Below are 22,937 nucleotides of genomic sequence, written 5' to 3'. Positions count from 1 at the left end.
CGGTAGGCGTGCGGCTCGTCGATCAACGGCGTGGGGATCGGATGGGCCGGAGAGGGGGCGAGCGCAACTGACATGGGGTCACCGGTGGACGCCTTCTCGAAATCCTTCCGACGGCCTCAGGTGAGAGGGTCGGAATGCCGTCCCGCGCGTGCCGTGGGGTAGCGGATCGCTGCGCGCGCCGTCCTTTCGCCGGCGTTGCCGGCAGGACGCGGCGCTGCATGTGCAGGGAATGGGCCGGAGTAACGCCGTGCGGCGGGCTCTGGTTGTCGTCGGGCGACGTCTGCCCGCTGAGGATCGCCGTGAGGAGCATGCCGACCACCGCTACCACGGCGAGCACGATGGCCAGCTTCCCGTACCACTCGTGTGATGCCTTGTTGTCGCTCTCGTTCTCATGGCCGTCCTCCGGGAACTGACGGTTGAGGGCGTCCATCAGCGAGGCCAGCTCCGGGGCGTCCCGGGCGAGGTGCCGCTCCATCTCCGCGAGGATGCGCCGGTCGTCCATCGAAGGGTTCACTCCGATCACCTGCGTTCTCATGTCTGTACGGGACGGGGGGAACTCCCGGCATCGGGCGGGCGGAGCATGTCGACGAGGCGCAGCACCTCCATGGGCAGCGGGAAGATGAGGGTGGAGTTCCGCTCGGAGGAGACCTCGGCCATGGTGGAGAGGATCCGCAGGTGCATGGCGGCGGGGTGGCCCTCAAGCCGTTCCGCCGCATCCGCGAGCGTCTGCGCGGCCTCGAACTCGCCCTTGGCGTGAATGACCTTGGCGCGCCGGTCGCGCTCAGCCTCGGCCTGCCGGGCCATCGCGCGGCGCATGGCTTCCGGCAGCTCGACGTCCTTCACCTCGACCAGGGTGACCTTGACGCCCCAGGGGTTGGTCACGTCGTCGATGATCTGCTGGAGACGCTGGTTGATCTCGTCACGGTTGACCAGCAGCTCGTCCAGGTCCACCTGGCCGAGGATGCTGCGCAGCGTGGTCTGGGCTATCTGCGAGGTGCCCTTGATGTGGTCCTCGATCGACACGACGGAGCGGTTGGCATCGACGACGTTGAAGTACGTCACGGCGTTGACCCGTACGGTGACGTTGTCCTTGGTGATGACGTCCTGCGGCGGGATGTCCATCGTCACCGTCCGCAGCGAGACGCGAACCATGCGGTCCACCACGGGAATGATGACGAACAGCCCTGGCCCCTTGGCTCCGATGATCCGTCCGAGCCGGAAGATCACCCCGCGTTCGTACTCCGGCACCACCTTCACGGCGGCCATCAGCAGCAGGAGCAGCACCGCTGCGCCGAGGATGATGCCGATCAGTCCTGAGTTCATGGTCCAGCCTCCTGTTCGGTCTCCCGGCCCCCCTCGGGGCCGGCACCTTCGACGATCAGGTCCAGTCCTTCGAGATCCACGACGCGGACGTGCTCTCCTGCGACGATCGGGGCGTCGCGGCCGCGGGCGGTCCACCAGGCGCCCTCGAGCAGCACCTGACCTGTACCGGTGCGGGGATCGACTCGGCGTACGACGGCCTCACGGCCCACCAGCCCCTCGTGCCCGGTCGTGGCAGGCGCCCGACGGGCACGCCACGCCAGCCGGCCCGCCAGCAGCGAACCGCCTCCCACCACCACGGCGGTGGGCCACAGGACGGCGGGATCCACGCCCAGCTCGCCCCGGAAGAGCAGCACGCCCGCGAACACGAGCGACACGGTCCCTCCGGCGGCGAAGATCCCGACCCCTGGTGTGAGCACCTCCGCGACGAACAGCGCGGCGGCGAGTGCAAGGAGCAGCAGGCCGCCGACGTTGAACGGCAGCACGCTGAGCGCGACGAATCCGAGGACCAGGAGGATCGCCCCCGTAACCCCTCCGAGGCCCATACCGGGGCTGGCCAGCTCGTATATCAATGCCAGTGTGCCGATCGACAGGAAGAGGAATGCCAGCTCGGGGCTGGCCAGCAGCTGCCGGAGCTCGCCGAAGAAGCCGAGGTCGTGCTCCACCACCTGAGCGCCGGTCGTCCGCAGGACGACCTCGTGCGGGGCGTCGGCCGGGCCGACGACGATCCGCCGTCCGTCCAGCTCGGTGAGCAGGGCGTCCCGGGACGGCGCGACCAGGTCGACCACGTCCATCCGTACGGCTTCCTGGTCGGGCACCGCCATGCCCTTGCGCACCATGTCCTCGGCGAACCGCGTACTGCGCCCTCGCTCCTCGGCGATCGACACCGCGAACGCGGCCGCGTCACTGACGACCTTGTCGCTCGCCTCCTCGCCCTGACCGGTCACCGGCGTGCCGGCCCCGATGTGGGTACCGGGCGCCATGGCGGCGACGTGCGCGGCCATGGCGATGTAGGCCCCCGCGGACGCGGCGCGCGCTCCGGGCGGGGCGACGTAGACGACCACGGGAACCTCCGACGCGAGGAAGTCCTGGACGATCTCCCTGGTGGACTGCAGCAACCCGCCCGGCGTATCGAGCTCGATCACATACGCCGCGTGCCGGTCCTGTTCGGCGGTGCGCAACCCTTGCCGGAGGTGATCGGCGACGACGGGGGTGATGGTGCCGTCGACACGGGTGACGAGCACGGTCGACGGCGACTGCGCCGCGCTGATCGACGGGGCCGCGAGCAGGCAGGCCAAAGCGAGCAGGAGGAGGTGGGTCAGCCTCCGCATCAACGCCGGAGAGCGGGTTCGGGGCACGACGCGGCACCCCCTTCGAGTCCGAGCGCGGACATCGCCGGGTGCTATGTATTCACGGGCTACCCGTGCCCTTCGACCGGACGCCTGCCGAGGATGTACAGCGACGGCCGTCTCGTACCATCACATATTGCCGAGGTCCGGCAAAATGGGACCATGGAGACGGGCAAGCGGGGCGACGCAGCGCAGGCAGCCGCGGGAACGGCCGCAGCGGAGAGGGACCTGCCGGCGGCCGGTGCGCTGGAGGGCTTCGAGGAGCAACTCGCCGAAGTCTCCCTCAACAAGCGACGGCTGGCGGAGGCAGACCTCGAGCCCTTCAGGGAACTCGCGATCGCCGCGGCGGACGACGGCACTCCGCTGCGGACCCTTGTCGGCGCCTGCCTGGGCTCCGCCTGCCGCCACTGGTCGGATCTGCCCGGCACGAAACAGGCACGGGACCGCGAAGCCCTCGAACAGGTGGTCTCCACGGTCCTGTGGGCCGTCGGCGATACGACGGTGGCCCTGACCGAGGCGTACGAGACCGCTCACCGGGCGGCGATCCGCGGAGAGGAGGCGACACGGCGCGAGTTCGTCGACGACCTCCTGGAAGGCCGCACCCACCTCGGCCGGCTCGCCGAACGGGCCGAGCGGTTCGGGTTCCGTCTGCTGGGCCCCCACGTCATCGCCGTCGTCCGCGCAGCAGACGCCTTCGGGGCTGGGGATGCCGCGACCCGTTACGTCGAGGAGGCGCTGGTGGCCCGGTTCAGCGCCCGCGAAGTGCTGATCACCACCAAGGAGGGCCTGCTGGTGTGCGTGTCCCCCGGCGCGGCGACGGAGGTACCCGCCTCCCTCGCCGACACAGTGCGCCACGCCGTCGGCGACCACTATCGGATCGCCGTCAGTCGGCCCCGGCCCGGACCCAGCGGCATCGTCCGCTCCTACCGGGAAGCCCGCAGCACCCTCGACCTCGCCGCGACCCTGGGCCTGCGCACCCAGGTCGTGGACGCCGCCGACGTCCTGGTCTTCCAGGTGCTCGGCAGGGACCGAGCGGCCATCACCGACCTCGTCGCCACCGTGCTCGGCGGGCTCGAAGGAGCCCGCGGCGGCCCCCAGCCGCTCCTGGAAACCCTCACCGCGTACTTCGCCAGCGGCTGCCTCAACACCACCACCGCGCGGCTGCTCGGCCTCAGCGTCCGAGCCGTCAGCTACCGGCTCGGGCGCATCCGGCAGCTCACCGGCCATGACCCCACCGATCCCGAGCAGCGATACGTCCTCCAGACCGCCGCGCTCGGCGCCCGTCTCCTCGACTGGCCCGCCAGCCCCCTCCAGCCCGCCGACTGACCCCTCCTCATCCACCACCGGGAAGGGTCACCTGTGCAGTATCTCCGTCGCGGCGAAGAGCACGACGGCCAGCGGCAGCACCCACCAGACGAACGCCACGCCCGTCACAGCACGGACTGCCTGGCCCTGAGGCCGCAGCTCAGGGTGGCGGGAGAGCACCGTCAAGGTGTCCGCCACGTGGCTGCCGTGGCTGGTACGACGCAACAGCCGGTTCGCCCACGGCGGCAAGAAGGAGCCTGCCAAGACCTCCGCCTCGGGGCCGGAAAACCCGAGGAACCCGTCGCGGCGAAGCTCGACGTGACCGATCGCCGACCACGGAATGCATCGCACCGCCCAGAACCTGCGGACGTGCACACCCTCTCGGTCGGCGGCGACACGCCACATGCCCAAACGGCAGCACACCCACGCGGCGACCACCGAAGTCCACCCGGCAAAGACCAACGAACCGGGCTGCGGGTCGGCCAGGACGCCGCCGGCCGGGCGGTCGACGAAGGCGACGAACACAGCACACCAGCCTACGGCGGCACCCCGGCCGGGTAGGCCCGCACGCCAGACGAACGGCACTAGAGCCGCTTCCATACCGGGCGCCAGTTCCTCGATCCGCAACCGCCGCTCGTACCGCTGCCTGTGCCGTGCGCTGCGCCGGTCCACGGCCGTCACCGCCCGTCCCGGGAGCAGAGGTGCAGAACCGCCGCCATGAGCAGAAGGACCACACCCGCTGCCAGCATGAGCGAGCCAGGGCCCGGAAACACGTACATCACAGCCCCACCGCCGACCAACACGGCACCGCCGCCGGCCAGCCATCCCAAAGCCAGACGCCTGAACCGCCCGTTCATGACCCACCTACCTCGCCGCCGGCATTGACGGTCGGCCAGTTCGCTGCCTCACGGCGGTTGAATCGCTCGCAGAGCGTCGCGCCCAGGATGAGTCCGTGTCCGCCGAAGACGGCCATGGGCACCAGCACCATGCGCACGAGCTCCGCAGCCTCGAGTCCCATACCGGAGAGGGCCGTGACCGGCGGAACCAGGAGGCCCGCGTACAGGACGAACGCCGCGATCCCCTTCACCTTCAGCCCGCCGGGCGTGGAGTCCCGCCGCATCCACCGCGGCACACGCCCGGCCATCAGCGCCGCACCGAGGGGCAGCATCACGGTTGACGAGACGGCGATCCACAGCCACTGAAACATCAACACGTCTCCTCCTTGGGCATCGCCCTCAGTGCTGCCGGGCAACCGTGGCATCGTCCTCCTTGTCCGGGATCCCGGCGAGGTCATCGACGTCGAACAGCCTGGCGATGGGTACGTCGGTGCTGCTGTGGGCGATGATCGAGAACGCGATGCAGACGGCGATGAGCGTGAACGCCTGCTCGCCCTGCGGAATACCGGCCTGGAGCAGGAGCAGCCCGTAGACGACCGATGCGAACCCCTTGGGCCCGAACCAGGCGGCGACCAGCTTCTCGCGGCGGTCGAACCGCGTGCCGATGAGCGAGAGCAGGAGCGATGCGGGTCGGATGAGCACGATCGCCAGGAACACCGCGACGTATCCGCCGAAGGAGAGGTCTCCGAAGAGCTGCGGCGTCAGGAGCGCGCCGAAGACAAGCAGGGCGGCGAACTTGGCCAACTCCGCCAGCGCCTCGCCGAGCGGCTCGAACGCCGTCTTGGCCTCCGGCGATACGGCCACGATCACGGCGCCCGCCGAGAACGCCGCCAGGTAGGGGTTGGCGTGGGTCAGGTGGCACACGGCGTACAGGATGATCCCGGTGGCCAGCGGCAGCAGCGGCTGCAGCTTCGGCTCAGCGCCCAACAGACGGAAACGTACGAGCCCGTTGACGAGCAGCGGCAGCAGCACGCCGAAGGCGAGCCCCAGCGCCAGCTCCATTCCGATCTTCCCGAACGACGCCTCGGCGTGGCCACTGCTCGGGCCGGCAGCGGCGATGAGGACCAGGACGACCGGGAGTGCGAGCCCGTCGTTGATGCCGCTCTCCACATTCAGCAGCTGCCGCAGCTTGGCGGGCACTTCCTTGCGGCTCACGATGGCGGAGGCGAACACCGGGTCGGTCGGCGCCAGGACGGCGCCGACGAGGAAGGACGTAGTCCAGTCCAGGCCGACCAGGTAGTGGGTGACCAATGCCATGCCGACGAAGGCGAGCGGCATCCCGAGGCCGAGGGCCCGGGCCGGGTTCTTCCAGTTGGCACGCAGCTTGGGGAAGGACACGTGCATGCCGTCGGTGAACAGCACGGCGAACAGCGCCAAGTCGGCGGTGACCGCGACGATCTCGCTCTCCGGCGTGATGTGGATCAGCCCGAGGAAGCCGTCACTGACGAGCGCGCCGCCGACGAGGAAGAGGAAGGACGTGGACAGTACGGTCCGGGCCGCGAGCCCGGAGAGCAGCACCGCGATGAGCAGAGCGGCGCCGAAGACGGCTACGAGCACCATGCGAGAAACTCCCGATCAGCGAAGACAACTGTCCCTTGTTCGCCGACCAGGCTTCCCGGCACACCGCAGCGGACTCTACATGCTTCTTACGCGTTCCTGACAGGTGCCTGACGGGCACACCCGATCTGTCCACGCTGCCGGTGCACGGCAACGACCGCACATTCAGTGGCGCCCCACACCCCCCCGCCGATGCGACTGGGGCACGGCGGCCGAATCATTGACGCGCCGTACGCGGCGTCCAGGGCTTGCAACGCGGCTTCGTCGGTGTCCACATCCATCACGACGCGATTGTCCGGTGGTTCGCCGACAACGTCGGCGAACCGCTGACCGCGCCCAGGGTTCCGGGATGCCGGGTGCGGGCCGCGATCTCGTCGAGTCGGGGGCGGGTGCTGGGGCTCTCACCGCGTCCAGTTCCCGCGCACGGTGCTCGAGGCCCGCGCCGAGACCAGGTCGACTCGGTCGGTCAGGTCGGCCGTCATGGACCGGCGTACGGCCACGTCGTGCCAGCGCAGGAGGCGGGCAAGCGGCCCGTGTACGGGCTCCGAGTGGCGATGCGCGGACTCGCGTTGCTCCGCCCACCCCTCCACCACCGTCCCCCACACGTACAGCCCACGAGCCGACGACTCAACGGCAACGGTCCAAGTCAGGGGCTACTCCGTTGTTTTCTCGGCGAGTACAACTGGGACCCTCAGCAGCTACCGGCGCTCTCTTGCGGGTGACCGCTGGATCTCGGTGCCGCCGACGGGCTTACGAGCGAGCTCCGTTGGTTTCGGCGCCCGGAAGAGGCGCCACCCGTGCTGGAGTCCGCCGCCGCCACCAGGTCGTGCGGATGCCCGCCCGGGTGTGGCCGGTTTGCCGCCGCGCCGACGCGGCCCCGTCGTGCGACTGCGAAGATCACCCGGTGATGACGTATCCGATACGCCCCTTCGGCGCCCGCCCCTGCACCCTGGTCGTCTGCCGGGGGTGCTGCTGCGGCGACGCGCGCAAGAACCCCGGCACCGACCACGCCGGCCAGCTCGCCAGACTGCGTGACGCCGCAGCCGCGTCCGGCGGGCGGCTCGCCCTCCGCACCAGTGACTGTCTTGGGCCCTGCGGCCAGGCCAACGTCATCGTCGTGCAGCCTTCCACCGAGGGCCGCCGCCGCGGTGCCCGCGCCGCGTGGATCGGATGGGCCCTCGACGACGATGCGACGGATGACGTGATCGCGTGGGCCGAGGCGGGCGGCCCCGGCATCGCCGAGCCGCCGGCGACCCTCACGCTCCAGATGATCCCGCCGCCCTCGGACGCCGGACGCCGGGCGGGACGCTGAGCCCGCGTCCCGCACAGGGGCCCCGCCGGGCGCGCGAGGGCTCTCGCATCCGCGGGACACCAGGGGACGGAAGGAACCGGCCGGTGCAGGGGGCGCTCCCCGTCGGCAGGGGCCGCGCCCGCGGGGCGGCCTCAGACCCCGGTGCCCAGGGCGATGCGCTCGTCGCCCGCGTACACGTTCATGTTGGCGCCGCGCAGAAAGCCGACGAGCGTCAGGCCCGTCTCGGCCGCCAGGTCCACCGCGAGCGACGAGGGCGCCGAGACGGCCGCGAGCACGGGGATGCCCGCCATCACCGCCTTCTGCGCCAGCTCGAACGACGCCCGCCCCGAGACCAGGAGGATCGACCGGGACAGCGGCAGCCTGCCGTCCCGCAGCGCCCGGCCGACGATCTTGTCGACCGCGTTGTGCCGGCCGACGTCCTCCCGTATGTCCAGCAGCTCCCCCTCGGGCGAGAACAGCGCCGCCGCGTGCAGGCCCCCGGTCCGGTCGAAGACCCGCTGTGCCGCGCGCAGCCGTTCGGGGAGGCCGGCGAGCAGCGAGGGCTCGATACGGACCGGGGGAGTGTCGGCGATCGCGAAACGGGCGGTCGTCCGGACGGCGTCCAGGCTCGCCTTGCCGCACAGCCCGCACGACGACGTCGTGTAGACGTTGCGCTCCAGCGTGATGTCCGGGACCGGCACACCGGGCGCGAGCTGCACGTCGACCACGTTGTACGTGTTGGAGCCGTCGTCCTGGGCTCCCGCGCAGTACACGATGGACCGCAGTTCCCCGGCCGCTCCGAGCACCCCCTCGCTCACCAGGAAGCCCGCCGCCAACGCGAAGTCGTCACCCGGGGTGCGCATCGTGATCGCCAGCGGTCTGCCGTTCAGCCGGATCTCCAAAGGCTCCTCCGCTACCAGGGTGTCGGCGCGCGAGGAGACCACCCCGTCTCGGATCCGGAGGGTGCGGCGGCGCTCGGTGACCCGTCCCATGGCGATCAATCCCGATTCTGTACGTGTCGGTAGCCGAAGCGACCCTTGACGCAGGGGTTGCCTTGGGTCACCGGGTTGTCGTACGGCGAGGTGACCTTGACGATCTCATTGTCCTGCACGTGCAGGGTGAGGTTGCGGCCGACGCCGCAGTACGCGCACGCCGTGGTGTTCGCGTCTGCGCCGCCGCGCCCCGGGTGCCCGCCGCCCGCATGTCGCATTTGCCCCGCGTCGGGGCTCCGCCCCGAAAACCGCGCCGCAATCGCCGGCGGGGCCGGGTCTGCCTCCGTTCGCGGGCTGGGGGTGCCGCGCACGGCATCTGCAGCCCCTCCGGCGAGTGAGGACACCGCCGAAGGTGCTTTACGCGGTCCGGAGCGGAGCCTCGGTTTCGGGACGGGGGACCGCCCCGCAAATGAAGTCGACAAAATTGTCTACAGTATGCCTTCGAGGCGCGCTCAAGGGTCGCGCCGCGCAAACGCAAGGCTGTCGTTGGGGAAGCTCCAAAGACCGCCCGGTGAAGCTTGTCGGATCACCTGCCGTCGTACCGGCGGGTAGCCGCGAAGACTGGGTGGTTCCTGCATCTCACCGAGGGGGACCCTCCATGACCGGCTCACGTGTCGTCGCCGTCGGGCACTATCAGCCCGCCAAGGTGCTCACCAATGACGACCTGGCGGCCATGGTCGACACGAGCGACGAGTGGATCCGCAGCCGTGTGGGCATCAAGAGCCGGCACGTCGCAGGCCCCGACGAGCCCGTCGACGAACTGGCCGCTCACGCCGGTGCCAAGGCCCTCGCCTCGGCCGGGCTCACCCCCGCCGACATCGACCTGGTGCTGGTCGCCACGTCCACGGCCGTCGACCGCTCGCCCAACACGGCCGCGCGCGTGGCGGCCCGGCTCGGCATGGGCTCCCCCGCGGTGATGGACCTCAACGTCGTGTGCGCCGGCTTCACCCACGCACTCGCCACAGCGGACCACACGGTGCGCGCGGGGGCGGCCACCCGGGCCCTGGTCATCGGCGCGGACAAGATGGCCGACGTCACCGACTGGACCGACCGGACCACCTGCGTGCTCGTCGGCGACGGCGCCGGGGCCGCCGTGGTGGAGGCCACCCGGCCCGGTCAGGAGCCCGGCATCGGTCCGGTCCTGTGGGGTTCGGTGCCCGAGATGGGGCACGCCGTACGGATCGAGGGCACCCCGCCCCGCTTCGCGCAGGAGGGGCAGTCCGTCTACCGGTGGGCCACCACCCAGCTCCCGCCCATCGCCCGCCAGGTCTGCGAACGGGCCGGCGTCGCTCCCGAGGAACTGGCCGCCGTCGTCCTGCACCAGGCCAACCTCCGGATCATCGAGCCCGTCGCCCAGCGGATCGGCGCGGTCAACGCGGTCGTCGCCCGCGATGTCGTCGAGTCCGGCAACACCTCCGCGGCATCCATCCCGATGGCGCTGTCCAAGCTCGTCTCGCGCGGCGAGATCACCTCGGGCGATCCCGTACTCCTCTTCGGCTTCGGCGGAAACCTCTCGTACGCGGGCCAGGTCATCCGCTGCCCGTGAGCGCACGCCCCGCCACACTGGGCGGCATGGAGACGAAGCGAAGTGCCGGACTGCTGCTCTACCGGCGGCGGGACGCGGAGGCCGAGATCCTCATCGGGCACATGGGCGGCCCGTTCTGGGCGTCGCGCGACGAGGCGGCCTGGTCGATCCCCAAGGGGGAGTACACGCCGGACGAGGATCCGATGGCCGCCGCGCGGCGGGAGTTCGAGGAGGAGCTGGGGCTCCAGCCGCCCGTCGGCGACTGGATCCCCCTCGGCGAGACACGGCAGTCGAACGGCAAGGTCGTCACCGTGTGGGCGATGGAGGGCGATCTCGACACCGCCCTCGTCGTGCCCGGCACCTTCACCATGGAGTGGCCGCGAGGATCGGGAGTGCAGCGGGAGTTCCCGGAGATCGACCGTGCCGAGTGGTTCAGCGTCGGGGCCGCGCGGCAGAAGCTCGTGGCGTCGCAGCGCGTTTTCCTGGACCGCCTCGAACCGTTCCTGTGAGCCCGCGCCGGTCCCAACTCGCCCGCGCGGGGCCCCCGGAGGGCCCGGCGACCGGTCTTTGTCCTGAGCGTGGAAGAAGTTCAACCGGAATCGTGCGCAAGTTCTTCCCACTCCGGCAAAGCGCTGCTACGTTCCCCTCGAAAGCAGACGGAAGGCCAGGGTTCCCCGCGCCGAGAGGGCTGAGGCCGAGGGCAGGGGAGGGGAGGGGTACGTGAGACGCATGACCGCTCGACCCGCGAACGCGCACCAGGCGCGACTGCTTCGGCTGCTGCGTGATGGTGGGCCCAACTCCCGTGCACAGCTGGGCGATCAGGTGGACCTGTCCCGGTCCAAGCTCGCCGTCGAGGTCGACCGGCTGCTGGAGACCGGCCTGGTGGTCGCGGACGGACTCGCCGCCTCCCGCGGCGGTCGCCGCTCCCACAACATCCGGCTGGCACCCGCCCTGCGCTTCCTCGGCGTCGACATCGGCGCCACCTCGATCGACGTCGCCGTCACCAACGCGGAGCTCGAGGTCCTGGGGCATCTCAACCACCCCATGGACGTCCGCGAAGGGCCCGTGGCGATCTTCGAGCAGGTGCTGTCGATGGCCGACAAGCTCAAGGCGTCGGGGCTGGCCGAGGGCTTCGACGGAGCGGGCATCGGGGTGCCCGGCCCGGTGCGCTTCCCCGAAGGCGTGCCCGTCGCGCCGCCGATCATGCCCGGCTGGGACGGCTTCCCGGTCCGCGAGGCGCTGAGCCAGGACCTCGGCTGCCCGGTGATGGTCGACAACGACGTGAACCTGATGGCCATGGGGGAGCAGCACGCGGGCGTCGCCCGATCGGTGGGCGACTTCCTCTGCGTCAAGATCGGCACCGGCATCGGCTGTGGCATCGTCGTCGGCGGCGAGGTCTACCGCGGTACGACAGGCAGCGCCGGGGACATCGGACACATCCAGGTCGAGCCGGACGGCAGGGCTTGCGCCTGTGGCAACAAGGGCTGTCTGGAAGCGCACTTCAGCGGTGCCGCACTCGCCCGCGACGCCGAGGACGCCGCGCGCGCCGGTCTCTCCCCCGGGCTCGCCGCCCGGCTGGAGGCGGCCGGGCAGCTGACGGCCGTGGACGTGTCGGCGGCCGCGGCCGCCGGAGACGCCACGGCACTCGATCTGATCCGCGAAGGAGGCAACCGGGTCGGCCAGGTCATCGCCGGACTGGTCAGCTTCTTCAATCCCGGCCTCGTGGTGATCGGAGGCGGGGTGACCGGGCTCGGGCACACGCTGCTGGCCAGTGTGCGTACCCAGGTCTACCGGCAGTCGTTGCCGCTGGCCACCGGCAATCTGCCCATCGTACTGGGGGAGTTGGGGGCGACCGCCGGAGTGATCGGAGCGGCCCGGCTCATCAGCGACCACCTGTTCTCACCGGCCTGACCCCTGTCCACTCAGGGCCGACCCCTCGACCCGGTCGCCCGACCAGGCACCACCCGCACCGCGCCACCCGCACCGCGCCACCCGCACCGCGCCACCCGCACCTTCGGCGCGGCCAGGCACCACCACCGCTCCATCGCCCTACCTGCACCCTGCACTGCATCACCTGCACCGTCTGTACGGCCACGCACCACGCATCGCACGCTCGCACCGCCCCGCACCACCAACGCCGCACGCCCGCACCACTGGCACCACCCGCACCGGTCGACGCACGAGCCGCACCACGACGTGCACCCACACTCCGCACTCCGCACGCCCCCGCCGCACCGACGGGGGCGCCCCGAGCCCGCCCTCGTAGTCCCATCCGCCCTGCCCGCTCACCGGCCGCACCCGCCGAGGGGATTCGTCATGGCACCAGAACCACCCCTGCTCACCATGTCCGGCATCACCAAGTCGTTCCCGGGCGTCCGCGCCCTGGACGGCGTGGACCTGGAGGTCCAGGCTGGCGAAGTCCACTGCCTCCTCGGCCAGAACGGCGCGGGCAAATCCACGCTGATCAAGGTCCTCGCCGGTGCGCACCAGCCCGACGGCGGGCAGATCACCTGGCGGGGCGAGATCGTCTCCCTGAAGTCGCCCATCACCGCCATGCGCCTCGGCATCGCCACCATCTACCAGGAGCTCGACCTGGTCGAAGGGCTGTCCGTCGCCGAGAACGTCTTCCTCGGGCACGAGCCGACGTCGGCCGGCTTCGTCGTACGCGGCGCCGCCGCCCGGGCCGCGACCGCCCAGCTGCTGCGGCGGCTCGGGCACACCGAGATCGATCCGGCCCGCCACGTCGGCGACCTGTCCGCCGCCCAGCAGCAGATCGTCTCCATGGCCCGCGCCCTCTCCCACGACGTCCGGCTGATCGTGATGGACGAGCCGTCCGCCGCGCTGGATCCCGACGAGGTCGACAACCTCTTCCGTATCGTCGGCGACCTCACGGCCGAGGGCGTCGCCGTCGTCTACATCTCCCACCGGCTGGAGGAGATCCGCCGCATCGGCGACCGCGTCACCGTCCTCAAGGACGGCCGCGCCGTCGCCGGCGGCCTGCCCGCCGAGTCCACCCCCACCCGCGATGTCGTCTCGCTGATGACCGGCCGCACCGTCGAGTACGTCTTCCCCGAGCGCTCCCCGGGCCCGGTCGCCGCCACGCGTGAACCGGTCCTACGTGCCGAAGGGCTCGCCAGGCAGGGCGAGTTCGCGCCCGTCGACCTTCAGCTGCGGCCCGGGGAGATCGTCGGCCTCGCGGGGCTCGTCGGCTCGGGGAGGAGCGAGATCCTGGAGACGATCTACGGCGCCCGCCGGCCGACCGCCGGCCGTGTCCTCGTCGACGGCACCCCACTTCGCCCCGGCAGTGTCCGCGCGGCCGTCCGCGCCGGCATCGGTCTCGCGCCCGAGGAACGCAAGGCGCAGGGCCTGCTGATGCTGGAGTCCGTCACGCGGAACGTGTCGCTCTCCACCCTCTCCCGCTTCTCCCGCGCCGGCTGGCTGGACCACGGTCGGGAGTGGGCCGCCGCCCGGCGGGCCACCAGGGAACTGTCCCTGCGGCCCGACAATCCCGACGCCCGTATCCGTACCCTCTCCGGCGGCAACCAGCAAAAGGCCGTACTCGCCCGCTGGCTGCTGCGTGGCTGCAAGGTGCTGCTCCTCGACGAGCCCACCCGCGGCGTCGACGTCGGCGCCCGCGCCGAACTCTACGCCGTCATCCGCCGGCTGGCCGACGACGGCCTCGCCGTACTGCTGGTCTCGAGCGAGATACCGGAAGTCCTGGGGCTGGCCGACCGAGTGGTGGTCCTTCGCGAGGGCAAGGTCATTCACACCGGACCCTCACGAGGCCTTGACGAGTACCGCGTCCTCGACCTTGTGGTCACTCCTCCCTCTCACGAATGAGAAGGCTTTTACTCGGCCGCTGCGTGCGGCCTCATGACGGCCAAGCCCTGACCGCCGCCGAAGACAGATGTGCAACCTACCTGTACACGACGGGAGTTCCTCGTGCTGAGCAAACTGCACCCGAGTGGACCGGCTGCCGAGCCGTCCGCGCCCGCGGCCGACGCGCCGGGCCACGGCTCGTGGCGCTCGCGATTCGGCAGCACGGATGTCCGTACCGTTTCACTGCTCGGCGTCCTCGCCGTACTCGTCGCCGTCGGCGGCGTCACCAAGCCCGACGAGTTCCTCGCGGCGAGCAATCTCCAGCTCGTGCTGACCCAGGCGTCCGTCATCGGTGTCGTCACCGTCGGCATGACGTTCGTCATCACCAGCGGCGGCATCGACCTGTCGGTCGGCGCGATCGTCGCACTCGCCTCCGTATGGGCCACCACCCTGGCGACCCAGGAGTACGGCTTCGCCGGAATCCTGTTCACGGCCGTGATCGTCGGCGTGGGCTGCGGACTCGTGAACGGCCTGCTGATCGCGTACGGCGGGATGGTGCCGTTCATCGCCACCCTCGCCATGCTGGCCTCGGCCCGCGGACTCGCCCTGCAGATCACCGACGGCAAGACCCAGATCGTCACCGTGAACGAGGTGCTCGACCTCGGCGTCAAGGACGCCTACATCCTCGGCGTCCCGCCCCTCGTCCTGCTCTTCGCCGCCGTCACCGTCGTCGGCTGGCTGCTGCTCAACCGCACCACCTTCGGCCGCCGCACGGTCGCCGTCGGAGGCAACGCGGAGGCCGCCCGGCTCGCCGGCATCGACGTACGCCGCCAGCGCCTGTACCTGTACCTGCTGTCCGGCCTGTGCTGTGGCATCGCCGCGTTCATGCTGATCGTGCTCGCCGGCTCGGGGCAGAACACCAACGGCAACCTCTACGAACTCGACGCGATCGCCGCCGCGATCATCGGTGGCACGCTGCTCAGCGGAGGCCGCGGCACCATCGTCGGTTCCGTCCTCGGCGTCCTGGTCTTCACCACGATCACCAACATCTTCGCGCTCAACAACCTGGAGACCGCCGTCCAGCAGATCGCCAAGGGCGCGATCATCGTGGCCGCCGTCCTCGTCCAGCGCCGCACCCTGCGTGGTGGCGAGGCCTGACCACCCCTCCACCCCCGCACGCCCCCTCTACCCCCGCACGTCCCCTCTGTCCCACCGCCCAGTCGAAGGGTCGATCCGCCATGCCGCACACACCATCCCCCAGCCGCAGAGGACTGCTGTTCGGCACTGCCGCCGTCTCCGCCGGAGCACTCCTGACGGCCTGCACGAGCAACGAGCCCAAGAACCAGGAGCGGGCCACCGGCAACGCCCCGGTCGCCGACGACAAGCCCGGCAAGGCCGTCACCATCGGCTTCGCCGGCCCCCAGGCCGACCACGGCTGGCTGAACGCCATCAACCAGAACGCCAGGTCGCGCGCGGAGAAGTACTCCGACGTCACCCTGGAGATCACCGAGGGCTCCAACGACACAGCCGCCCAGATCGGCCAGGTCCAGACCCTCATCAACAAGAAGGTCGACGTCCTCGTCATCCTGCCCGCCGACGGCAAGGCGCTCACCCAGGTCGGCCTCCAGGCCATGAAGGCGGGCATCCCGGTCGTCAACCTCGACCGCGTCTTCGCCTCCCCGCAGGCCTACCGCTGCTGGATCGGCGGCGACAACTACGGCATGGGCCTCAACGCGGGCAACTACATCGGCGAACGGCTCAGGGACAAGCCGAACGCCACGGTCGTCGAACTCGCCGGCCTCGACAACCTCGAACTGACCAAGCAGCGCACCCAGGGCTTCGACGACGCCCTGAAGAACTACCCCAACGTCAGGAAGGTCGCCCGCCAGGCCGCCGACTTCACCGTGGAGTCCGGGCAGGCCAAGATGGCCCAACTCCTCCAGGCCCAGTCGAAGTTCGACGCCCTGTGGAACCACGACGACGACCAGGGCGTGGGCGCCCTGCGCGCCATCGCCCAGGCCGGCCGTGACGACTTCCTGATGGTGGGCGGAGCGGGCGCCAAGTCCGCGATGGACGCCATCAAGGCCGACAACAGCGTGCTCAAGGCCACCGTCCTGTACCCGCCAACGATGGCGGCGTCCGCCATCGACCTGGCGCGTGCGCTCGGACAGGGCAAGGGCGTCAGCGGGATGGCCGAACTGGAGATCCCGGCCTCGCTGACCCTGTACTCGGCCGTCGTCACCAAGGACAACGTCGACGAGTACCTGCCCACCGGCTTCAACTGACCGGCGCCTGTCCCCCTACCGCCATCGACGAGGAGGATCCGTGTGACTCCGCTCCCCATGAAGGGGGCTTCCGACCCAAGGTTCGCGGTCCAGCCAGAACAGGCCCATGACGGAACATCAAGGACGTATCACCCGACCGGGATGCGATTCTTCCACCGGTTCAACCGGTGGCCACCTTGCGAGGAGACCGATGGAACACAGGGACAGTGACGCCACCGCGCCGACACTCGGCGTGGGCATGGTCGGATACGCGTTCATGGGCGCCGCGCACTCCCAGGGATGGCGCACCGCGGGCCGGGTGTTCGACCTGCCGCTGCGGCCGGTTCTCGCCGCGATCGCCGGCCGTGACGCCAGCGCCGTGCGTGCCGCGGCCGACAGACACGGCTGGGCGGCGGCGGAGACCGACTGGCGCGCCCTCGTGGCCCGGGAGGATGTGCACCTGGTCGACATCTGCACTCCCGGGGACAGCCATGCGGAGATCGCCATCTCCGCACTGGAGGCGGGCAAACACGTTCTTTGCGAGAAGCCGCTGGCCAACACGGTGGCCGAGGCCGAAGCGATGGTCACGGCCGCCGAAGCGGCCCGCGCACGCGGGCAGCTGGCGATGGTGGGCTTCAACTACCGGCGTGTGCCCGCCCTCACCTACGCACGCCGGCTCATCGCCGACGGCAGGCTCGGCACACTGCGCCACGTCCGGGTCACCTATCTCCAGGACTGGCTGGTCGACCCCGACTTCCCGCTGACCTGGCGGCTGGAACGCGAACACGCCGGGTCGGGGGCGCTCGGCGACCTGGGCGCGCACATCGTGGACCTCGCGCAGTACCTGGCGGGAGAGCCGCTGGTCGGAGTCTCGTCCCAGCTGGAGACCTTTGTGAAGGAACGTCCGCTGCTGCGGGGGGCGTCGGCGGGCCTCACGGCATCCGGTGGCACGGAACGCGGACCGGTCACCGTGGACGACGCCGCCCTGTTCACCGGACGGCTCGCCTCGGGGGTGCTGGCCTCGTTCGAGGCGACCCGGATGGCGTCGGGCCGCAAGAACGCCCTGCGCCTGGAGGTCAACGGCGAACTCGGTTCGCTCGCCTTCGACCTGGAACGCCTCAACGAGCTCTCCTTCCACGACCACCGGGAGCCGGCCGTCACCGCGGGCTTCCGCCGCATCCTCGTCACCGAGGCGGAGCACCCCTACCTTCACGCGTGGTGGCCGCCGGGCCACGCACTCGGCTACGAGCACACCTTCGCCCACCAGGCCCGCGACCTGGTCGAGGCGATCGCCACCGGGGCGCAGCCCCTGCCGTCGTTCGCCGACGGACTACAGGTGCAGCGGGTGCTCGCGGCGGTCGAGGAGAGCGCGCGGAAGAACGCCGTCTACACCCCGGTGCCGGCGGCCGCCACCGCGCACGCGGGCGCGGACGGCGCAGCACAGGGAGTACAGGGAGTACAGGCAGCACAGGCAGTACAGGCGCAGGTCTGACAAGGAGGTCCGATGCCACGCCCGTTCACACTGTTCACCGGTCAGTGGGCCGATCTGCCGCTGGAGGAGGTCTGCCGGCTGGCCCGTGACTTCGGCTACGACGGCCTGGAACTCGCTTGCTGGGGCGATCACTTCGCGGTCGACAAGGCACTGACGGATCCGTCCTACCTGGACGGCCGGCACGCGCTGCTGGAGAAGTACGGACTGGCCTGCTGGGCGATCTCCAACCATCTCGTCGGCCAGGCCGTCTGCGACAACCCCATCGACGAACGGCACCAGGCCATCCTGCCCGCCCGCATCTGGGGCGACGGGGACCCGGAGGGTGTGCGGCAGCGCGCCGCCGCCGAGCTGAAGGACACGGCGCGCGCCGCGGCGGCCTTCGGCGTCGACACGGTCATCGGCTTCACCGGCTCCTCCATCTGGCACCTGGTCGCGATGTTCCCGCCCGTCCCGGAGCGGATGATCGAGCGCGGTTACGAGGACTTCGCCGAGCGGTGGAACCCGATCCTCGACGTCTTCGACACCGAGGGCGTCCGCTTCGCCCACGAGGTCCATCCCAGCGAGATCGCCTACGACTACTGGACCACCAGGCGGGCCCTGGACGCGGTCGGCAACCGGCCTGCCTTCGGGCTCAACTTCGACCCCAGCCACTTCGTCTGGCAGGACCTGGACCCGGTCGGCTTCCTCTACGACTTCCGGGACCGGATTTACCACGTCGACTGCAAGGAGGCCCGCAGGCGGCTGGACGGGCGCAACGGGAGGCTCGGCTCCCATCTGCCGTGGGGCGACCCCCGGCGCGGCTGGGACTTCGTCTCCGCGGGACACGGCGACGTGCCCTGGGAGGACGTGTTCCGGATGCTGCGTTCCATCGGCTACGAGGGGCCCGTCTCGGTGGAGTGGGAGGACGCCGGAATGAACCGGCTGGCCGGTGCGCCACAAGCGCTTGTGCATCTGAAGCAGTTCGACTTCGACCCTCCCAGCGCCTCCTTCGACGCCGCCTTCTCGGGCGGCGATCAGTAGAACACCCAGGTCCGAGCCCGGCTGCGCACGTGCCGCCGGGCCGGTCCAGCACGCCCGGGCAAGCCTTTGTCCTGCTACGGGAAGAAGTTCAACTCTCCTAATGCGCAAGGGGTTTCCGTTCAGGATGAACCCCGCTACCGTCCCATCTCGTGTACACGACATAGGTGGTTCCGGAGTGACGGCGCATTCCGGTTCCACGGCGTCCAGCCCGGCGCGGAGCTCTCGCACCCCCATGCGAAGAGCACCCGCTGACAGCACCGCTCCACGAGGCGAGCGCGGCCCGGGGGACAGCCCCAGCGCTCCACGGCAACCCGCTCGTTCGACCGGCCACTACCGGAGGACATCCGTGCACAGACAAAGGCCCAAGGTCCGCAAGGCCCTCGCGCTCCTCACCGGCAGTCTTCTCGCAGCAACCTCGCTCGTCCTCACCGCGCCGACCACGGCGACCGCCGCCGACCCCGAAGCGGCCCCGGCCGCCGCGGAATTCCAGCAGGTCACCCTCGCCAAGGGCGGTGAGGAGACCGGCGAGCCCATGTCGCTCGCCGTGCTCCCCGACCGCAGCGTGCTCCACACCTCGCGCAACGGCGAGCTGCGTATGACCGACCCGGCCGGCAACACCCGGGTCGTCGGCACCATCCCCGTCTACGCACACGACGAGGAGGGACTCCAGGGCATCGGCCTGGACCCGAAGTTCAGCGAGAACCGCTTCGTCCACCTCTACTACGCACCCCCGCTGGACACCCCGGCCGGGGACGCGCCCAATGAGGGGACCGCCGCCGACTTCGCGAAGTTCGACGGTGTCAACCGGCTCTCCCGCTTCGTCCTCAACGAGGACGGCACCCTGAACAACGCCAGCGAGAAGAAGATCCTCGACGTGCCGGCGACCCGCGGCATCTGCTGCCACGTCGGCGGTGACATCGACTTCGACGCGGCCGGAAACCTGTACCTGTCGACCGGCGACGACTCCAACCCCTTCGCCTCCGACGGCTACACGCCCATCGACGAGCGCCCCGGCCGCAACCCGGCGTACGATGCCCGCCGCACCTCAGGCAACACCAACGACCTGCGCGGCAAGATCCTGCGCATCAAGGTGGCCGACGACGGCTCGTACACGATCCCGGAGGGCAACCTCTTCGCCCCCGGCACCGAGAAGACCCGGCCCGAGATCTACGCCATGGGCTTCCGCAACCCGTTCCGGTTCAGCGTCGACAAGAAGACCGGCGTCGTCTACGTCGGCGATTACGGCCCCGACGCCGGAACCGCCGACCCCAAGCGCGGGCCCGCCGGACAGGTGGAGTTCGCCCGCGTCACCGGCCCCGGCAACTACGGCTGGCCCTTCTGCGCCGGCGACAACGACCCGTACGTCGACTACGACTTCGCAACCAGGACCTCCGGCGCCACCTTCGACTGCGCCGCCCCGAAGAACGACTCGCCGCACAACACCGGCCTGGTCGACCTGCCGCCCGCGCAAGCCGCGTGGATCCCCTACGACGGCGGATCGGTGCCCGAGTTCGGCACCGGCTCCGAGTCCCCGATGGGCGGTCCCGTCTACCGCTACGACGCCGCCTCCACCTCGCCGGTGAAGTTCCCCGAGGAGTACGACGGGGACTTCCTCGCCGGAGAGTTCGGCCGGCGCTGGATCAAGCGCATCGAGCACGGCACGGACGGCGCGGTCCAGTCCATCAACCCCGTCCCGTGGACCGGCACCCAGATCATGGACATGGCCTTCGGCCCCGACGGCGCGCTCTACGTCCTCGACTACGGGACCGCCTGGTTCGGCGGCGACGAGAACTCCGGCCTCTACCGCATCGAGAACGCCACCGGCGGACGCTCCCCGGTCGCCGAGGCCGGCGCGGACAAGACCTCCGGCACGGCGCCCCTGCGCGTCTCCTTCTCCTCCGCCGGAACCACCGACGGGGACGGCGACGCCCTCACCTACCGCTGGGACTTCGGAGACGGCGGCACCTCCACGGTGGCCGATCCCACGTACACATACCGGAAGAACGGCACCTACACCGCCACCGTCACCGCCGAGGACCCCAGCGGACGCACCGGCTCCGCGAGCGTACGGGTCGTCGTCGGCAACACCGCGCCCAAGGTCACCCTCGAACTGCCCGCCGACGGCGCCCTGTACGACTCCGGCGACGAGATCCCCTTCAGGGTGACGGTCACCGATCCGGAAGACGGGACCATCGACTGCGCCAAGGTGAAGGTGACGTACATCCTCGGCCACGACAGCCACGGCCACCCCGAGACCTCGGCCAACGGCTGCACCGGCACCATCAAGACCTCGGCCGACGGCGGCCACGACCCCAACGCCAACATCTTCGGAGTCTTCGACGCCGAGTACACCGACGGCGGAGGCGGCGGCCAGGCCGCGCTGACCTCACACGACCAGGCGAAGCTCCAGCCGCGCCTCCGCCAGGCCGAGCACTTCGACAACGCGTCCGGCATCAAGACCTATGACAAGGCGAGCGCGCACGGCGGCAAGACGGTCGGTGACATCCACAACGGCGACTGGATCTCCTTCAAGCCGTATCACCTCGCCGGCTCGACCAAGCTCACCGCACGCGTTTCCTCCGGCGGGTCCGGCGGCATCCTGGAAGTGCGGGCCGGGTCCGCGAGCGGCACCCTGCTCGGCTCCACGCCCGTGCCCGTCACCGGCAGCTGGGAGACCTTCCAGAACGTGGACGTCACCCTGCGGGCCGTCCCGCAGCGGACCACCGAACTGTTCCTCGTCTTCAAGGGAGGGGCCGGAGCGCTGTACGACGTCGACGACTTCCAGATCTCCGACACACCCGTGGACAAGGCCGCCAAGCGCGTCCTCGTCTTCTCCCGCACCGCGGGCTTCCGTCACGACTCCATCCCCGCCGGCGTCGCCGCGCTGAAGGAGCTCGGCAGCAGCAGCGACATCACCGTCGACGCCACCGAGGAGGCCCGCCAGTTCACCGCCGCCAACCTCGCCCGCTACGACGCGGTCGTGTTCCTGTCCACCACTGGTGACGTCCTGAACGCCGACCAGCAGAAGGCGTTCGAGGACTACGTCGCCGCCGGCGGCGGCTACATGGGTGTCCACGCCGCGGCCGACACCGAGTACGACTGGCAGTTCTACGGGGGACTCGTCGGCGCCTACTTCGCGTCCCACCCGCAGATCCAGCCCGCCACCGTACGCGTCGAGGACCACGAGCACCCGGCGACCGCACACGTCGAGGGACCCTGGCAGCGCACCGACGAGTGGTACAACTACCGCACCAACCCCCGCGAGCAGGCACGCGTCCTCGCCACCCTCGACGAGACCACCTACCAGGGCGGCACCATGAAGGGCGACCACCCGATCGCCTGGTGCCAGACCTACGAGGGCGGCCGCGCCTTCTACACCGGCGGCGGCCACACCAAGGAGTCCTACGCCGAGCCGGCCTTCCGGCAGCACCTCCTGGGCGGACTGCGCTACGCCACCGGACAGGTCAGCGCGGACTGCGAGCCGAGGACCGGCTACCGGCCGATCTTCAACGGCGAGTCGCTGGACGGCTGGAAGCAGGCCGGCCCGGGCAGGTTCGACGTCGTCGACGGCGAACTGCGCACCGAAGGCGGCATGGGCATGCTCTGGTACCAGGCCAAGGAGCTGCACTCCTACTCCCTCAAGCTCGACTGGAAGACGGAGGGAGACGACAACTCCGGAGTCTTCGTCGGCTTCCCGGCCTCCGAGGACCCGTGGTCGGCCGTCCACAACGGCTACGAGATCCAGATCGACGCCACCGACGCCCCGGACCGCACCACCGGCGCCGTCTACGGCTTCAAGTCGGCCGACATCGAGACCCGCGACCGGGTGCTGCGGCCCCCGGGCGAGTGGAACACCTACGAGATCCGGGTCGAGGGCGAACGTCTGCGGGTCTTCCTCAACGGAGAGAAGATCAACGACTTCACCAACGCCGACCCGGTCCGCAGCCTCAAGGACGGCTACGTCGGCATCCAGAACCACGGCGCCGACGACCAGGTGTCCTTCCGCGACATCCAGCTGAAGGAGCTGCGCTCCTGAAGAGTGCCCCCTTCAGGGCCGCCACTGAGCCGGCGGCGGGCGGGGAGGCGCCGTACCCCCGCCCGCCGTCC

Annotated in this window: 18 protein-coding genes and 1 pseudogene; 11 read left to right on the top strand and 8 right to left on the bottom strand. The window is 70.5% G+C overall.

Annotated features, from left to right (window positions below; all coding sequences use genetic code 11):
• Nucleotides 1-22 precede the first annotated feature (22 nt).
• The 3 genes from ACH5AF_RS13830 to ACH5AF_RS13820 are packed head-to-tail and all read right to left on the bottom strand — an operon-like array spanning nt 23 to nt 2,678.
• Nucleotides 23-535, bottom strand: a complete 513-nt coding sequence (locus tag ACH5AF_RS13830; protein WP_398901821.1) for a DUF3040 domain-containing protein — start codon at nt 533-535, stop codon at nt 23-25.
• Nucleotides 532-1,323, bottom strand: a complete 792-nt coding sequence (locus tag ACH5AF_RS13825; protein ID WP_398901820.1) for a slipin family protein — start codon at nt 1,321-1,323, stop codon at nt 532-534. The genes ACH5AF_RS13830 and ACH5AF_RS13825 overlap by 4 nt, the downstream gene beginning before the upstream one ends.
• Nucleotides 1,320-2,678, bottom strand: a complete 1,359-nt coding sequence (locus ACH5AF_RS13820; RefSeq protein WP_398901819.1) for a nodulation protein NfeD — start codon at nt 2,676-2,678, stop codon at nt 1,320-1,322. Before ACH5AF_RS13820 ends, ACH5AF_RS13825 begins: the two co-directional genes overlap by 4 nt.
• Nucleotides 2,679-2,831: 153 nt before the next feature.
• Here ACH5AF_RS13820 and ACH5AF_RS13815 point away from each other — a divergent pair, with 153 nt between their 5' ends.
• Nucleotides 2,832-3,995 (top strand): PucR family transcriptional regulator, encoded by a 1,164-nt coding sequence (locus ACH5AF_RS13815; protein ID WP_398901818.1) that lies wholly within the window; start codon nt 2,832-2,834, stop codon nt 3,993-3,995.
• 27 nt (nt 3,996-4,022) lie between these two features.
• Here ACH5AF_RS13815 and ACH5AF_RS13810 read toward each other — a convergent pair whose 3' ends face one another.
• From ACH5AF_RS13810 to ACH5AF_RS13800, 3 genes are all read right to left on the bottom strand, one after another.
• Complete coding sequence (locus ACH5AF_RS13810; RefSeq protein WP_398901817.1) at nt 4,023-4,499, bottom strand: hypothetical protein; 477 nt, start codon at nt 4,497-4,499, stop codon at nt 4,023-4,025.
• A 328-nt stretch (nt 4,500-4,827) separates the two neighbouring features.
• Nucleotides 4,828-5,187 (bottom strand): hypothetical protein, encoded by a 360-nt coding sequence (locus ACH5AF_RS13805; RefSeq protein WP_398901816.1) that lies wholly within the window; start codon nt 5,185-5,187, stop codon nt 4,828-4,830.
• A 22-nt stretch (nt 5,188-5,209) separates the two neighbouring features.
• Nucleotides 5,210-6,430, bottom strand: coding sequence for a cation:proton antiporter (locus ACH5AF_RS13800; protein WP_398901814.1), 1,221 nt, complete (start codon nt 6,428-6,430; stop codon nt 5,210-5,212).
• 904 nt (nt 6,431-7,334) lie between these two features.
• Between ACH5AF_RS13800 and ACH5AF_RS13795 the strand changes: the two genes are divergently transcribed.
• Nucleotides 7,335-7,739, top strand: coding sequence for a (2Fe-2S) ferredoxin domain-containing protein (locus tag ACH5AF_RS13795; protein WP_398901812.1), 405 nt, complete (start codon nt 7,335-7,337; stop codon nt 7,737-7,739).
• Between the two features lie 131 nt (nt 7,740-7,870).
• Here the strand turns inward: ACH5AF_RS13795 and fdhD are convergent, their stop codons facing one another.
• Nucleotides 7,871-8,710: a formate dehydrogenase accessory sulfurtransferase FdhD gene (fdhD, locus tag ACH5AF_RS13790; protein ID WP_398901811.1), complete on the bottom strand. Its 840-nt coding sequence runs from the start codon at nt 8,708-8,710 to the stop codon at nt 7,871-7,873.
• Between the two features lie 5 nt (nt 8,711-8,715).
• Nucleotides 8,716-8,927: pseudogene (locus tag ACH5AF_RS13785) on the bottom strand (Fe-S-binding domain-containing protein); the annotation flags it as partial.
• 381 nt (nt 8,928-9,308) lie between these two features.
• Here ACH5AF_RS13785 and ACH5AF_RS13780 point away from each other — a divergent pair.
• From ACH5AF_RS13780 to ACH5AF_RS13740, 9 genes are all read left to right on the top strand, one after another.
• Nucleotides 9,309-10,256 carry a beta-ketoacyl-ACP synthase III gene (locus ACH5AF_RS13780; protein ID WP_398901810.1) on the top strand — a complete coding sequence of 316 codons (948 nt, stop codon included), beginning with the start codon at nt 9,309-9,311 and terminating at the stop codon, nt 10,254-10,256.
• 26 nt (nt 10,257-10,282) lie between these two features.
• Nucleotides 10,283-10,744 (top strand): NUDIX domain-containing protein, encoded by a 462-nt coding sequence (locus tag ACH5AF_RS13775; protein WP_398901809.1) that lies wholly within the window; start codon nt 10,283-10,285, stop codon nt 10,742-10,744.
• A 220-nt stretch (nt 10,745-10,964) separates the two neighbouring features.
• Entirely contained in the window at nt 10,965-12,146 is a 1,182-nt protein-coding gene (locus ACH5AF_RS13770) for an ROK family protein (RefSeq protein WP_398901807.1), read from the top strand.
• Between the two features lie 405 nt (nt 12,147-12,551).
• The gene (locus tag ACH5AF_RS13765; protein WP_398901806.1) at nt 12,552-14,075 is read left to right on the top strand and encodes a sugar ABC transporter ATP-binding protein; all 1,524 of its coding nucleotides are present in this window, start codon (nt 12,552-12,554) and stop codon (nt 14,073-14,075) included.
• A gap of 114 nt (nt 14,076-14,189) precedes the next feature.
• The gene (locus tag ACH5AF_RS13760) at nt 14,190-15,212 is read left to right on the top strand and encodes an ABC transporter permease (RefSeq protein ID WP_398901917.1); all 1,023 of its coding nucleotides are present in this window, start codon (nt 14,190-14,192) and stop codon (nt 15,210-15,212) included.
• A gap of 80 nt (nt 15,213-15,292) precedes the next feature.
• Entirely contained in the window at nt 15,293-16,339 is a 1,047-nt protein-coding gene (locus tag ACH5AF_RS13755; RefSeq protein WP_398901805.1) for a substrate-binding domain-containing protein, read from the top strand.
• A gap of 190 nt (nt 16,340-16,529) precedes the next feature.
• On the top strand, nt 16,530-17,810 hold the full coding sequence (locus ACH5AF_RS13750; protein ID WP_398901804.1) for a Gfo/Idh/MocA family protein: 1,281 nt from the start codon (nt 16,530-16,532) through the stop codon (nt 17,808-17,810).
• A 12-nt stretch (nt 17,811-17,822) separates the two neighbouring features.
• The gene (locus tag ACH5AF_RS13745) at nt 17,823-18,830 is read left to right on the top strand and encodes a sugar phosphate isomerase/epimerase family protein (protein ID WP_398901803.1); all 1,008 of its coding nucleotides are present in this window, start codon (nt 17,823-17,825) and stop codon (nt 18,828-18,830) included.
• 232 nt (nt 18,831-19,062) lie between these two features.
• Nucleotides 19,063-22,866 carry a ThuA domain-containing protein gene (locus ACH5AF_RS13740; protein ID WP_398901802.1) on the top strand — a complete coding sequence of 1,268 codons (3,804 nt, stop codon included), beginning with the start codon at nt 19,063-19,065 and terminating at the stop codon, nt 22,864-22,866.
• Nucleotides 22,867-22,937: the final 71 nt, after the last annotated feature.

The organism is Streptomyces sp. NPDC018833 (genome assembly GCF_044390825.1).
GTDB lineage: Bacteria > Actinomycetota > Actinomycetes > Streptomycetales > Streptomycetaceae > Streptomyces.
This window is presented reverse-complemented; position numbering and strand designations above follow the sequence as displayed.